Genomic DNA, 12,841 nt, shown 5'->3' on the forward strand with positions numbered 1-12,841 from the left:
ATGGATGCGTCTATCGTCCTGCTCAAGGCCACCGCCATTCCCGGCAAGCCGGGCCGCGTGACGCTCGTCGTCGCGAACACCGGCGATGCCGGCGTCGAAGTCGTGCGCAGCATGTTCGAGCTGAAGCGCACTTACCCCGGCGCGCGCCACGCGTTGCCGCGCGCGGGCTGGGGCTATACGGTCACGACCGTGATCGTCAAAGGGACCGGGCTGCAGGCGCATTCCGAACTCTGGGCCTGGTTCGATGGCGACACGCGAACCACCTTCGGCGGCATCGTTCCGGCGGATGCGCCCGCCCCCGGCGACGCGCAGTTGTATCTCGCGGGCCGCATCTTCTATCGGCGCGTGAAGGGCGAACTCATGGAAACCGCCTTCTATCGCAGGCTCGATTACGCCGACATGTCCTTCAGCCACATCGACATGGCGGACGGGCCGCTCAACTACTGCGGCAAGGTCGTATTACCCCTGGCACTGGAAGAGCAGCACTGAAAACACGGCGCGGGCATGCACGATGCATGCGTCCCGCACCTTCCAACGAGGCCGCCGGCGGCGAGAGCCTGCCGCACGGCGCGCCCGGATACGAGGACAAGAACGATGTCAGTCACAACCGCCCGGACCGACGATGACGGAGAAGGCGCAATCGCGCGGGAACTTCTCGAACAGCGGGTTCGCACGCTTGCGTATTACATGTGGGAATCGGAAGGCAGGCAAGCCGGCCGCGCCGACGAGTACTACCATCGCGCGCGCCAGCAGCTCGAGGCCGAAACGGACTCCGCGCCACGCGAACGTTCGCAGAAACCGCGTCACAAGAGAAAAGAGCCGCTATAGAAGCGGCCACATGGGAAACGCTAGAGCGCGAGCGCCTCGTGCTCGTCGACCCACGCCATCGCGCGTTCGCGTGCAAATTCGACCGCTTCGTTTTCGTCGACAAAGGACAAGTGGAACTCCATGTCGTGCGACTCGATCTCGTCGTCCGGCTTCGCGGGCGCCATGTAGATGCGCGCATTGCCGACGATGCTGCCGTTCTCGATGCTTGCAGACGTATGAATGGTGCACGAACGATATTGCGATTCCATGGCGCGCCTCCGCGTATGTGATGTTTGGAGGACGCGGAGCATGTGCCGTGCCGCATGCGCGTAACGCGCGGGCCGGGCGAAAAATCGGATAATGCAAAGCCGCCGTGCATGGCGGTCACGCGCCGCATGCCGCGCTTCGCCAACCGCATCCGAAGAATAATCACCATGCGTATTCCACCGCTCAAGGCCATCGTCGCCTTCGAAAGCGTCGCCCGGACCAAAAGCGTGAACCGGGCGGCAGAGGAAATGGGCCTGTCCGCGTCGGCGGTGAGCCATCAGATCGCGAATCTCGAAACGATCATCGGGCAGCCGCTCTTTCAGCGCTCGGGGCGCGGCCTCGTCCTGACGCCGACGGGCGAGCGCTATCTCGCCGACGTGACCGGCCTGCTCGCCGACCTGAGCCGCGCGACGGAACGCGCGTCGAGCCGCAAGGAAGTCGACATTCTGCGCGTGCATTCCAGCCCGAGCTTCGGCCTGATGTGGCTGCTGCCGAGGCTCTCGTCGTTTCAGGAAGACAACGGCGACATTCAGCTGAACCTTGCCTGCTCATACGAGAACGTGTCGTTTTCGAACGGCTATTACGACATCGACATTCGCCACGGCTACGGCAACTGGAGCAACCTCGAAGTAAAAACCGTGCGCGGCGAGTTCATCGCGCCGCTCGCGTCGCCGAAGTATCTGGAGCGCCATCCGGTGAAGACGCCGGACGATCTGCTGTCGCACCGGCTCATCTATTCGGAGTCGCCGCTCATGCAGTGGAAGCAGTGGTTCGGGCGAACGGGCGTCTCCGCGCCGCAGAAGACCTTCGACTTTTCGTTCGACCGCTCGTACATGTCCATCGAAACCGCCGCCCTCGGCCTCGGGATCGCGCTGGAAAGCGTGATGCTCGCATCGGTGAAGATCAGCGAAGGCGCGCTCGTGCCCGTGTTCGACGCGAGTCATGCGGTGGAAGTCGGCGCGCATCATCTCGTGTATCCGAGCCAGAACGCCGACCTGCCGCGCGTCGAACGCTTTCTCGCGTGGATCGAGCGCGAAGCGGCGCGCGACTTTCAGGCCGCGCGATAGCGTGCGGTGCGAGCCGCGTTCGCGGCCCGCACCAGGCCTTTCGATGCTTCACGCCGAGAGCGCCGGATCGCTCACGCCATCGCGCCCCGTCTCCACGCGGCCCGCGAAACGCCGCTCGAACGCGCTGTCGGTATCGACCGTCACGCGCACGTCGTACCAGCCATGCGATGCGCGCAGATCCAGATAGAGCGTTTCGGTATCGCCGCCCGCCACGCGCCGCTGGATAGTCTTCGACGGCTCGTAGTCGTTCGTCACGCTGAACGTGCATGCGCCGCTGCCGGTGTTCTTGAGGCGCAGTTCCAGATTCCCGTTCGCGACGTCGTAGCCTTCCGCCGCTTCGGGCCGCGCCTCGTTACGGGACCACCACGCATGCGATGCCGCGACCTTCCCCGCAAGGCGCCGCAAGTATCCGTTCGGGCCATGCACGACGAAGTCGTAGCTGCCATCGGCATTCGCGGCGACGCGGTCGGCGAGACGCTTGTTCGCTTCGACCGTGTACGTGCGCGGGCGTCCGTGCTGCCATTGCGATACAGCAGGAACACGGCGCCCGCCGCGCCGGTATTCACGAAATCGAACGCGATGGCGCCGCTGTGCGCATCGGCATGGGCGCGCACGAAAAGCTCATACGGAAGCGCGCGCGAAGGGCGCACGCCCGGCTCCTGCGCCGGCATCGCGCCGACGGCGGGCGGCGGCGGAACGTAGTCCGGGTGACGCGCCTTGTCGGGCGGCGCGTAGGCGGCCGTGCCCGGCAGCGACGGCAGGCCGCGATTCGGGTTGCGGAAGTCGAACGCCGAAGTCAGATCGCCGCAAATGGCGCGACGCCACGGCGAGATGTTCGGCTCGGCGAGGCTGTGCGATCGCCCGAAGCGCTTCTGAATGAAGCGAATGACCGACGTGTGATCGAACGTCTCCGAGCAGACCCAGCCGCCGCGCGACCACGGCGACACGACGAGCATCGGCACGCGCGCGCCGAGACCATACGGACCGCTCGCGTACTTCTCGCTGCCGGGGAAAATCTCCGCGCTCGTATCGACGGTCGACAGCCCGTTCGCGCTCGATGCCGGCGGAAACGGCGGAACGATGTGATCGAAGAAGCCGTCGTTCTCGTCGTAATTGATGAGAAGCGCGGTCTTGCTCCACAGGTCCGGGTTCGAAGTCAGCACCTGGAGCACCTGATCGACGTACCACGCGCCGTAGTTCGCCGGCCAGTTCGGATGCTCCGAATACGCTTCGGGCGCGACGATCCAGGAGACTTGCGGCAGCGTGCCCGCCTGCACGTCCGCCTTGAACTGCGCGAAGTAGTCGTCGCCTGCGGCGGCGTTGGTGCCGCGCCGCGCTTTTTCATAGAGCGGGCTGCCCGGCTGCGCGTTCTGATACTGCGTGAAGTAGAGCAGCGAGTTGTCGCCGTAATTGCCGATGTACGGGTCCTGCGTCCAGCCCCACGATCCCTTTTTGTCGAGACCCGTTCCCGCGTCCTGATAGATCTTCCACGAGATGCCCGCGCGTTCCAGCACTTCGGGGAACGTGGACCAGCCGTAGCCCGCTTCCGCATTGTCGACGACCGGGCCGCCGCCCGTGCCGTCGTTGCCCACGTAGCCGGTCCACAAGTAGTAGCGGTTCGGATCGGTCGATGTGTTCGTCGAGCAGTGATACGCGTCGCAGATCGTGAAGGCGTCGGCGAGCTGGTAGTGGAACGGGATGTCGTCGCGCTTCAGGTACGCCATCGTCGTCGCGCCCTTGTACGGCACCCACTGGTCGTAGCGCCCCGCGTTGAACGCGCCCTGCCCGCTCGTCCAGTCGTGCGGCAAGTCCTCGATGAACTGCAATCCGAGGTTCGACGCGCCGGGATGAAACGGCAGCACGTCGCCCGCGCCGGCCGCGATCGGCTGATGAAACACGGACTTGCCGTTGCCAAGACGCACCGCGCGCGTGTCGCCGAAACCGCGCACGCCGCGCAGCGTGCCGAAGTAGTGATCGAAGGAGCGGTTCTCCTGCATCAGCACGACGATGTGCTCGATGTCCTCGATCGATCCGTGACGGTTGTTGGCGGGAATCGCGAGCGCCTGGCGAATGCCCGGCGGAACGATGTTGAGTGCGGCGGCCGCGCCTGCGGTCTGCATGGCGGCGCGCAGGAATTCACGTCGGTTCTGGTTTGTCATCCGTATGCCGTGGGGGGAAACGGTGAAGAAGCGGGAACGCGTCAGTCGACAGTGTGAATCACCGGCGCGGCGAGCGCATCCGGCGAGGTCTGCGCGGCGGCGGATCGGGATACGCGCGCCGCATCGGTCGCGGTCGCCGACGTTGCCACCGACGTTGCCACCGACGTTGTCGCCGATGTTGTTGCCGATACCGCCCAGCTTTCCAGTTCGCTCGTTGCCGTGGTGGCGGGCGCGGCGCCGGGCTGCGCGCTCGTCGTGTCGACTGCCGTAGGGTCTTTGCCGCTGCATCCGCCAACGATTGCGCACGCGAACAGGACGATGCCCGCCGCATGGGCGCGGCGTATTGCGGGTGTCTTCATGCGTCGTCTCCGGCAGCGTGGGCGGTGGCACTCAGCAGTTGCAGGCAGCGGTCGAAAGATTAGCGACGGCATGTGTAAGCAATGTGACCGGCCGATGCATGCCGATTGCACGACGCTAGGTCTGCGGAGCGTCCTCCGTGTCGGTGGCGGTCGTCCTTTCCACCGGCACGCGCACCGCCGATTCCCAGCGCTCGAACCCGCATGCCTCGCACGGCTGAGCCGGGCGCTCGCGCGATTCGCGCGTCACGCCGCAACTCCAGCACGAGAAATAGCCGTCCGCGCCGATGGCACCGAGAAGCGAGCGCTCCATGTCGGGCCGCACCGTGAGACCCGGCGACGCGTCCTTGCGCCAGATAATGCTGATGGACCCCGACGCCTCCAGATAGACGCGGCGCAATTGCCCGAGATGCGCGACGTTCGCCGCGCGCAATTCGGAGGCGAGCATTTCGCGCGAGATCTGGCTCGCCTTGAGGGCGTCGAGCAGGATGCGGCCGTCTTTCACGAGCATCGTCACGTCGCCCTGCTCCAGCACCTCGAACTTGCGCCAGCGCAAGCCGGCGCGCGAACTCAGACGCTGCAGCGCGACGACCGTCAGCAGCACGACCGCCGCCGGCAGCACGCCTTGCGACGACACCTGGATCGGCACGCCGATGGCCGCGCCAAGCATCAGGATGACCGCGAGTTCCGTGATGCTCAACTGCGCCGCGACGCGCTTGCCCATGAGCCGCATCGCGACGAGCAGCAGCAGGTACATCACCACGGCGCGGGGAATGACTTCGACGAGAAACGCCCACGGCCCGTCGCCGATCAGAAGCCGCTCGATGAATGGCATCAGCGTTCCACCTCGGTCACGGCATAGGTCCAGTCGCGCGATCCGCAATGCTCGCAGTGCGAGTCGCCGGCGCGCGCGGATTGAACCGTGTCGCCGCATCGCGTGCAGGCGGCGCAGCCGTCCACGCGCGCTTCCTCCCGCAATTCATCGTCGAATGCCGGCAGCACGGATAGGCCCGGCTTCGCGGGCCGCGCGGGAATGAACGAGAACGCGCCCGACGGCTCCATGTAGAGGCGGCTCACCTGGCCGAGATGCTGCCAGCCGGCGAGCCGCATCGCTTCGAAGACCTTCTCGTGCGGCATCGCGGCGCGCGCGAGTTCCGAAAGCTCCAGACGGCCCTCGCGGGCGAGAAGCGTTACGTCCGTCGATACCATCGTCTCCACGCGCCGATGCGTGATGCCCGCGCGCGCGATGAGCCGCTGCATCGCCACGGCGACGAGCGCGATCAGGAACGGCGGAAGCATGCCGCGATTGGCCGCCTGCAACGGCACGCCGATGGCCGCCGCGAGCGTCACCACGATGGATATTTCGAAGAGCGTGTACTGCGCGGCGACGCGCCGCCCGAGCAGACGCATCGCGATCACGAGCAGCACGTAGGTCGCGCTCGTGCGGATCAGGACTTCGACGAGGAAGTGCCAGTTCGCGTTTCCGAACAGGAAGCGGTGCCAATCGGCGAGACTGAAAGGAGGGGCTTGCACTGCGACACCCGAGGCGGCATTGGCGTTGCGAGGATCATGCATCCGGCGTGCCCGGCACGCGCATCGCGGCGAGCGCCGCTTGCGCGGCTTCGCGTCCGTGCGCCCAGTGCGTTGCGATGGCCGCGCGGCTGAACTGTCCGTCCTTGTAATGCGACGCGCGCTGCGAGAACGTGTAATCCACCGGAACGATGCGTATCGGCTTCGGCTTCGCGAGGGCCGCCGCTTCGATCAGCCGCGGGTCGGACTCGCGGCGCGAGGGATCGATGCAATCGAGCGCATGCGCGAGCAGCGCCTTCAGACGCTGCGACTCGTCGAGCGAATCGTGATAGGCGGCGGCGCGGCTGCCATGCTCGATATTCTTCTGCCGGATCTCGGCGTCGGTCAGGTTGTCGGGAACGGGACCGTCCGGGCTCCAGAGGTCCGCGCGCAGAATCGTCGTGGGCGCGTCGTCCGGCGCGGTCTCGACGATGCGATGCACCGGCGCCGCCGAGACGAGCGAGCCGTCCCAGTACCACGCATCGCCGATCTTCACCGCCGCGAACCACGGCGGCAACGAACCGGACGCAACGATCATCGGCGCTTGCAGCGCTTCGTCGCGATTGTCGAAATAGCGCGGCTTGCCGGTCGCCACGTTCGTCGCGACGACGCTCACGCGCGTCGCGCTGCGGTTGAGTTCGTCGAAGTCGCACAGACTGTCCAGCGTGCCGAGCAAGGGCCGCATGTCCATGACGCTCGCGAGTTCCGGCGCGCCGGTGCCGTTCGTCCACGGCACCGCGAGACGGCGCGTGAAGAAGCCGGGCAATCCGGCGCTCATCGCGTAGTTCTGGTCGGCTTCGGCGAGCATGCGCCGCCTGTCGTCGCTCGACAAGGCCATGCCGCCGTACCACGTGAAGAGCTGGTCGCGCAGCATCGCGCCCGGCACCGAGACGCGTTCGTAGAAGTCTCTCAGGCGATCCATCCGGCGAGACGGCGCATTGCCGAAGAAAATCGCCGCGTTGATCGCGCCGATCGACGACGCGCAGCATGCGTCGATCGTGACGCCGGCTTCGTGCAGCACTTCGAGCACGCCCGCCTGGAACGCGCCGATCGCGCCGCCGCCCTGCATCGCGAGCGCAATGCGCCCGGTCTTGCCGGCATTCGTTTGCTGTGTGCTCATTCCCGCTCCTGCCGTTCAGCGCGCCAACGTTCAACGTGCGTCGGCATTCGCCCAGCCAGAGACGTGCCACGCCGGTCCAGGCACACGTCGTGCGAGGGACGTTGGCGCTTCACGCGCCCACTCAACCTATAAAAGATTCATGCGCAAGCCTCCGAAGCCCAAAGTCCCCGATTTTGAAAGCCGTCAGACGCTTCTGACGGCAAGACGCAACGCCAAGATGGCCCGCTCGACGCACGCCTACGTGCGCGGCAACACGTCCAAGTTTTACGACTGGCTGGAACAGGCGGAAATACGCCTGCCGCAAGGCCCGGCGATCTGGATTTGCGGCGATTGCCATACGGGCAACCTCGGCCCCGTCGCGGATGCGAACAAACGCATCGAGATTCAGATGCGCGATCTCGATCAGACGGTCATCGGCAATCCGGTGCACGATCTGATCCGCCTCGGCCTCTCGCTCGCGACGACGGCGCGCGGCTCCGCGCTGCCGGGCGTCACGACCATCAACATGATCGAAGCGCTCTTCGAAGGCTACGTCCGCGCCTTCGACAAGGACCGCGCCGCCGCCGACGAATGCGGCAAGCCCGAAGTCGTGCGCGTGGTGATGCGCGAAGCGGTGCGCCGCTCGTGGAAGCATCTCGCGCGCGAGCGCCTCGAAGACACGCAGCCGACCATTCCGTTCGGCAGCCGCTTCTGGCCCGTCAGCAAGGAAGAGCGCGCGGAGATCGACGCGCTTTTCGAAAAGGCGACCTACTCGAAGCTCGCAACGATCCTGCGCGACCGCCCCGACACCGGCCATGTGACCGTGCTCGACGCGGCTTACTGGGTGAAGGGCTGCAGCTCGCTCGGGCGTCTGCGCTACGCGGTGCTGCTCGATGTGGACGGTGGCGTGGTCGAAGGCGACGACCTGTGTCTCATCGACATCAAGGAAGGCGTGAAGGCGGCGGCGCCGCGTTATCCCGGCGCGAACATGCCGCGCGACAACGCGGAGCGCGTCGTGGAAGGCGCGCGCAATCTGTCGCCGCATCTGGGCGAACGCATGCGCGCCGCGACGCTGCAGGGACGGCCCGTCATCCTGCGCGAGTTGCTTCCGCAAGACCTGAAGCTCGAGATCGAACACATCGGGCAGGAACAGGCGCAGGAAGTCGCGCGTTATCTCGCGTTCGTGGTCGGCGAGGCGCACGCCCGGCAGATGGACAACGAGACGCGCCGAAGCTGGCTTGCCGAACTGCGGCGCGCGAAGACCAAATCGATCGATGCCCCGTTATGGCTGTGGAGCAGCATCGTCGAACTGGTCGGCAGTCACGAAGTGGGCTATCTCGAGCATTGCCGGCGATACGCGCTCTCGGCGGCATGAAGGCGCTCGCGGATGGAAGCGCTCACGGCGTCTTGCCCGCAGCGGGCGCGCCGCCGCCCGCGCACGTATCGACGCCTTCCAGACCTTGCGCGCGCTTTTTCGCGGCAAGCCGCGCCTGTGCGATCTCCAGGTTTCGCGGGTAGTAGTAGTCGTTTTCCCACGGTTTGTAGCCGACGCTTTCCAGTTCGCGAAGCTCGCACTGCGCGCGCTCGCGCGTCGTCGGCTGCGCGGTTTGCGCGGTTTGCGCGAGCGCGCTCATCGGCATCGGCATCGATACGGCTGCGGCGCATGCGAGCGTCGCCAGAAGAGATGAAGAACGAATCATGAAGCCGCTCCAGCGTAGAACGGAAAGACGACGCTCGATGCGGAGCAATCCCCGCGCCGGTCAGTGTCACGCGCGCTTGAAGAGAAACGGCACGACGAGCCCCGCTCCGAACGCGACATAGACGGCGGCGATATGCGCAACCGGCAAGTGATATTCGAAGCCGGGCGTGAAGCGCTTGGGCACGACGATGTAATCGCCCGCCGCCGCAGCGAGCGTCGTCGCGGCGGCGAGCGCAACGCGCCGCGCACGTTCGGGACGCGTCTCCCGGCGCCGGCTCATCCAGCGGCGCACGGCCGCCACCGCAAGCGCGTTGCCGGCGGCCCAGCCGATCGACATGAGCAGATGGATCGTGAGTCCGGTCGCGATATGCCGGGGCTTCGGATGCGCCGTCTGGTTCGCTTCTTGCGGCCAGACCCAGTGACTCGCCGCGCTCACCGGAGCCGCCGCGCGCTTGCCGTGCAGGCGCGCGCAGATGCCGAGCGCCGCTGTCGAGAGCGCGCCGGCCGCGATGCCGGGCAGCAGAATGTCCTTCTTCGCATCGATGCCCAATGCCATGATCATTTTCCTCACGGGTTGCACGGGACTGCTCGGTTCGCGCATCGCGGCGGCGCTCGCGGCCGAGGGACATTCGCTCGTCTGCTGCGCGCGGCATGCGCCAGCGCACGCGTCGCCGCGCTGCCGCTTCGTCGCGCTCGATCTCGCGCGCATTACCGATCAAGCAACGTTGATGCCGCTCCTCGAAGGCGTCGATGTCGTGGTGAACGCGGTCGGCATTTTCAGCGATCGCTCGGGGCACGACTTCCAGCGCCTGCACGCCGATGCGCCCATCCTGCTCTTCCGGGCCGCCGTGCGCGCCGGCGTGCGCCGCATCGTCCAGATATCGGCGCTCGGCGCGGACGAGCACGCGCATAGCGCATATCACCTGACCAAGCGCGCCGCCGACGATGCGTTGCGCGCGCTGCCGGTGTCATCGCTGATCGTGCAGCCTTCGCTCGTGTTCTCGCCCGACGGCAGCAGCACGAAGTTCTTCACCGCATGGGCGACGCTGCCGCTCGTGCCGCTGCCGGGACGCGGCGCGCAGCGCGTGCAGCCGGTTCATGTCGACGATGTGATCGAACTGGTGACGAAAGGCGCGCTGGCGATGGAAAACGATGCCGCATCGAGCGAATCCGTCGCGGCTGTCGGCCCCGAACCGATGACGATGCGAAGCTATCTCGCCGTGCTCGCGCGTCTTGCAGGCGCCGCGCCGCCAGTCTTTCTTCCGGTTCCGATGCCGCTCGTCGCGCTCGCCGCGCGCATCGGCGAAAAGCTGCCGGGCGCGTTCGTGAGCGCCGACGCCCTCGCGATGCTCGAACGCGGCAACACCGCGCCCGACGACGCCATGCGCCGATGGCTCGGCAGGCCGCCCATCGCGTTGTCGCACATGCCGGCGATGCCGCGCTTCGGCCTGGAAGCGAAGCTCGCGTGGCTCGTCCCGCTTTTGATCGGCTCCATCGCGGCGGTGTGGATCTGGACGGCCATCGTCTCGGCCTGGCTCTATCCGCGCGCGGCGAGCCTCGATCTGCTCGCGCGCGTCGGCGCGCCGCCGGCCACGCGCGTGCTGCTGCTCTACGGCGCCGCCGCGTGCGACCTGCTGCTCGGCGCGCTGTCGCTCGCATGGCCCGCGCGACTGGGCGCACGAACGCGCCTGTGGCAATGCCAGATCGCGCTCATCGTCTTTTATACGCTGCTCATTTCGTGGCGCTTGCCGGAGTTCTGGCTGCATCCGTATGGGCCGCTGTCGAAGAATCTGCCGATGCTCGCCGCGCTCGTCGTTCTCATCGCGCTCGACAAGCGCAAGCCAGCGTGACTTACCTCGTCATCAAGTGGCTGCATGTGCTTTCGTCGACGATCCTGTTCGGCACGGGCATTGGCTCCGCGTTCTATCTGCTCGCCGCGACGCTCGGGCGCGATGTCCGCACCATCGCGCGCGTGAGCCGTCTCGTCGTGCTTGCCGACTGGCTTTTCACGACGCCCACCGCTGTCGTCCAGCCGCTCACCGGCTTTCTGATGATGCACATTGCGGGCTTTCCCGTGCGAACGCCGTGGCTCGCGGCGTCGATCGGCCTCTATGTGTTCGCCATCGCGTGCTGGCTGCCGGTCGTCGTGATCCAGTTGCGCGTCGCCGAGGAAGCCCGCGCGTGCGCCGCCGCCGGCAGGATTCTGTCGCGGCGCTACTGGCGGCTCATGAGCGCGTGGACGATGCTCGGCGCGCTCGCGTTCGTCGCGTTTCTCGGCATCTTCTGGCTCATGGTGACGAAGACGCTCTAACGCCTCGATGCGCTACTTCGACTGCCCGTCGCCCGGCTTGTGGCGGCCCGGCGCCGCGTTCGGCGGTTCGCAGCCGGCGTGCTGAAGACGCTCGCGAGCGGCGTCGACATCGTTCGGGTAGTTGATCTCGTCGGCGATGGGGTTGTAGCCCGCGCACCGGTATTGCGCGAGATCGTTGCGCACGGCCTCGCGCGTCGGATCGGACGCATTGTCCGACGAGGCGGCATGCGCGCCCGAAGATTGAGCGAAGGCCAGTGCAAGCGCGCATGTCCTGGCGATCCGGATGAAAGCCGCTCGGCTCATGAGTCGTGCTCCGCATTTCATTGAATATCGTTAAAGCGTGTTCGGATGCTCGCCGGCTAGTGTGCCGACGGCATCGCCGACGCCGGCAAGCCTTGCAGCCGATGCGCCGCATGGTCCCTTCATGCGCGAAACGAATGGCTGCGACGCTGCCGATTTGAGCATTCGTTATGCCGCGCTGCGCTCGCGCGCGGCGTGGCACGCGCATTGCAGCCGGACGTGGACAGAAGGCGCATCGGGTCATCGATGCATCGAACGAACAGCGAAACGAGGACAGCATGCAAAACGCAGAAGGCAACCCGACACAGGGACAGCAAAAGGAAATGGCGGCCAAGAGCCCCGCCAAGACGCCCGCGACCGGCACCGCTTCGCCGGACGCACAGACGCAGGCCAGAGAGTTCGGCAGCGCGAAGCACGCCGGCTCCGCCGAGCCCGGCCCCGCGGACGAGAACGGCGCGCTGCCTTCCATCGACGACGAGGCGGCCTCGAAGCGCTCGCCCGATCCCGTGCAGGAAGCGAACAGCCGCACCCGCTCGGTCGACAGCGACGGCATGGAATCGACCGACGACACCGTGGACGCCGACGCGAAGTCCATCGAAGCGAGCCGCGATCTCTCGGGCTGGCACGACAACGTCATCTCGTCGAACGCGACGCTCGTGAACAACGTGCGCACGCCGGCGCGCGGACTGGGCGGCATCGACAGCCGGCCGACCGGCAACATGCCCGCCATTCTGCCGAGAAAGGGCTATCGCGTCGTGATGTGCGAGACGCTCTATGAGCAGGAGATGAACGGCTCGAAGACCTCGCATGTGATCCGCTTCGAGCGCACCGGGGATGCTTGAGCGCTGATTGCGTGCTGTATGCGCGCGCATGAATCGCAGAGAAGACGCTTGTTGAAGGAGAACGAAAATGGGCTTGTTCAAACGTCATCGTGAAGCGGGCAGTGCCGGCGCCGGTCTTTATGTTTCCGAATTCGAGCAGTTTCTGAACCGCATGAAGGAGGACCATCCGGAGATCGACCGCAATCAGGTTCTCGGGCGCGCGCTGCTATGGGACAAGCTGCCGCGACTGCCGGATTCACCGGATTCGGCCGGTCAGGAAGGCAAGCTGCGCCAGCCGTCCTACGTTTATTACAACGACATCGACTAGCGCGTTCAGCGTTCAAGTTCGGCCTTCGCGCCGTGAGAGACGCCGCGTTTTTCCGCCA

The 12,841-nt window shown here is 66.4% G+C and carries 17 protein-coding genes and 1 pseudogene; 8 read left to right on the forward strand and 10 right to left on the reverse strand.

Annotated features, from left to right (window positions below):
• Window positions 1–489, forward strand: a complete 489-nt coding sequence (locus tag LDZ27_RS25435) for a hypothetical protein (RefSeq protein WP_244818052.1) — start codon at window positions 1–3, stop codon at window positions 487–489.
• Between the two features lie 105 nt (window positions 490–594).
• Window positions 595–828, forward strand: coding sequence for a DUF2934 domain-containing protein (locus tag LDZ27_RS25440; protein ID WP_244818053.1), 234 nt, complete (start codon window positions 595–597; stop codon window positions 826–828).
• A gap of 20 nt (window positions 829–848) precedes the next feature.
• Here the strand turns inward: LDZ27_RS25440 and LDZ27_RS25445 are convergent, their stop codons facing one another.
• On the reverse strand, window positions 849–1,076 hold the full coding sequence (locus LDZ27_RS25445; RefSeq protein ID WP_244818054.1) for a hypothetical protein: 228 nt from the start codon (window positions 1,074–1,076) through the stop codon (window positions 849–851).
• A 165-nt stretch (window positions 1,077–1,241) separates the two neighbouring features.
• Here LDZ27_RS25445 and LDZ27_RS25450 point away from each other — a divergent pair, with 165 nt between their 5' ends.
• The gene (locus LDZ27_RS25450; protein WP_244818055.1) at window positions 1,242–2,141 is read left to right on the forward strand and encodes a LysR substrate-binding domain-containing protein; all 900 of its coding nucleotides are present in this window, start codon (window positions 1,242–1,244) and stop codon (window positions 2,139–2,141) included.
• 48 nt (window positions 2,142–2,189) lie between these two features.
• Here LDZ27_RS25450 and LDZ27_RS29145 read toward each other — a convergent pair whose 3' ends face one another.
• From LDZ27_RS29145 to LDZ27_RS25475, 6 genes and pseudogenes are all read right to left on the reverse strand, one after another.
• Window positions 2,190–2,567 carry a phospholipase domain-containing protein gene (locus LDZ27_RS29145; RefSeq protein ID WP_370653494.1) on the reverse strand — a complete coding sequence of 126 codons (378 nt, stop codon included), beginning with the start codon at window positions 2,565–2,567 and terminating at the stop codon, window positions 2,190–2,192.
• Between the two features lie 18 nt (window positions 2,568–2,585).
• Window positions 2,586–4,300, reverse strand: a pseudogene (locus tag LDZ27_RS25455) (phosphocholine-specific phospholipase C); the annotation flags it as partial.
• Window positions 4,301–4,341: 41 nt separating this feature from the next.
• Window positions 4,342–4,659, reverse strand: a complete 318-nt coding sequence (locus tag LDZ27_RS25460) for a hypothetical protein (protein ID WP_244818056.1) — start codon at window positions 4,657–4,659, stop codon at window positions 4,342–4,344.
• Window positions 4,660–4,774: 115 nt separating this feature from the next.
• Window positions 4,775–5,491: a DUF421 domain-containing protein gene (locus tag LDZ27_RS25465; protein ID WP_244818057.1), complete on the reverse strand. Its 717-nt coding sequence runs from the start codon at window positions 5,489–5,491 to the stop codon at window positions 4,775–4,777.
• The gene (locus tag LDZ27_RS25470; RefSeq protein WP_244818058.1) at window positions 5,491–6,189 is read right to left on the reverse strand and encodes a DUF421 domain-containing protein; all 699 of its coding nucleotides are present in this window, start codon (window positions 6,187–6,189) and stop codon (window positions 5,491–5,493) included. Before LDZ27_RS25470 ends, LDZ27_RS25465 begins: the two co-directional genes overlap by 1 nt.
• A gap of 34 nt (window positions 6,190–6,223) precedes the next feature.
• Window positions 6,224–7,345, reverse strand: a complete 1,122-nt coding sequence (locus tag LDZ27_RS25475) for a patatin-like phospholipase family protein (protein WP_244818059.1) — start codon at window positions 7,343–7,345, stop codon at window positions 6,224–6,226.
• Between the two features lie 139 nt (window positions 7,346–7,484).
• Here LDZ27_RS25475 and LDZ27_RS25480 point away from each other — a divergent pair, with 139 nt between their 5' ends.
• Window positions 7,485–8,699, forward strand: a complete 1,215-nt coding sequence (locus LDZ27_RS25480) for a DUF2252 domain-containing protein (RefSeq protein WP_244818060.1) — start codon at window positions 7,485–7,487, stop codon at window positions 8,697–8,699.
• A 22-nt stretch (window positions 8,700–8,721) separates the two neighbouring features.
• On the opposite strand, the gene LDZ27_RS25485 is transcribed toward LDZ27_RS25480, so the two are convergent.
• Window positions 8,722–9,024: a DUF4148 domain-containing protein gene (locus LDZ27_RS25485; RefSeq protein WP_244818061.1), complete on the reverse strand. Its 303-nt coding sequence runs from the start codon at window positions 9,022–9,024 to the stop codon at window positions 8,722–8,724.
• A gap of 66 nt (window positions 9,025–9,090) precedes the next feature.
• Window positions 9,091–9,579, reverse strand: coding sequence for a hypothetical protein (locus LDZ27_RS25490; protein WP_244818062.1), 489 nt, complete (start codon window positions 9,577–9,579; stop codon window positions 9,091–9,093).
• Here LDZ27_RS25490 and LDZ27_RS25495 point away from each other — a divergent pair.
• Complete coding sequence (locus LDZ27_RS25495) at window positions 9,578–10,873, forward strand: SDR family oxidoreductase (protein ID WP_244818063.1); 1,296 nt, start codon at window positions 9,578–9,580, stop codon at window positions 10,871–10,873. The two genes, LDZ27_RS25490 and LDZ27_RS25495, sit on opposite strands and share 2 nt — an antisense overlap.
• On the forward strand, window positions 10,870–11,334 hold the full coding sequence (locus LDZ27_RS25500) for a DUF2269 domain-containing protein (protein ID WP_244818064.1): 465 nt from the start codon (window positions 10,870–10,872) through the stop codon (window positions 11,332–11,334). The genes LDZ27_RS25495 and LDZ27_RS25500 overlap by 4 nt, the downstream gene beginning before the upstream one ends.
• A 12-nt stretch (window positions 11,335–11,346) precedes the next feature.
• Here the strand turns inward: LDZ27_RS25500 and LDZ27_RS25505 are convergent, their stop codons facing one another.
• Window positions 11,347–11,637 (reverse strand): DUF4148 domain-containing protein, encoded by a 291-nt coding sequence (locus tag LDZ27_RS25505; protein ID WP_244818065.1) that lies wholly within the window; start codon window positions 11,635–11,637, stop codon window positions 11,347–11,349.
• A 275-nt stretch (window positions 11,638–11,912) separates the two neighbouring features.
• Here LDZ27_RS25505 and LDZ27_RS25510 point away from each other — a divergent pair, with 275 nt between their 5' ends.
• Entirely contained in the window at window positions 11,913–12,476 is a 564-nt protein-coding gene (locus LDZ27_RS25510) for a DUF3005 domain-containing protein (protein WP_244818066.1), read from the forward strand.
• A gap of 67 nt (window positions 12,477–12,543) precedes the next feature.
• Window positions 12,544–12,783, forward strand: coding sequence for a DUF3460 family protein (locus tag LDZ27_RS25515; RefSeq protein ID WP_244818067.1), 240 nt, complete (start codon window positions 12,544–12,546; stop codon window positions 12,781–12,783).
• Window positions 12,784–12,841 lie beyond the last annotated feature (58 nt).

It is taken from the genome of Caballeronia sp. Lep1P3 (assembly GCF_022879595.1).
Lineage (GTDB): Bacteria > Pseudomonadota > Gammaproteobacteria > Burkholderiales > Burkholderiaceae > Caballeronia.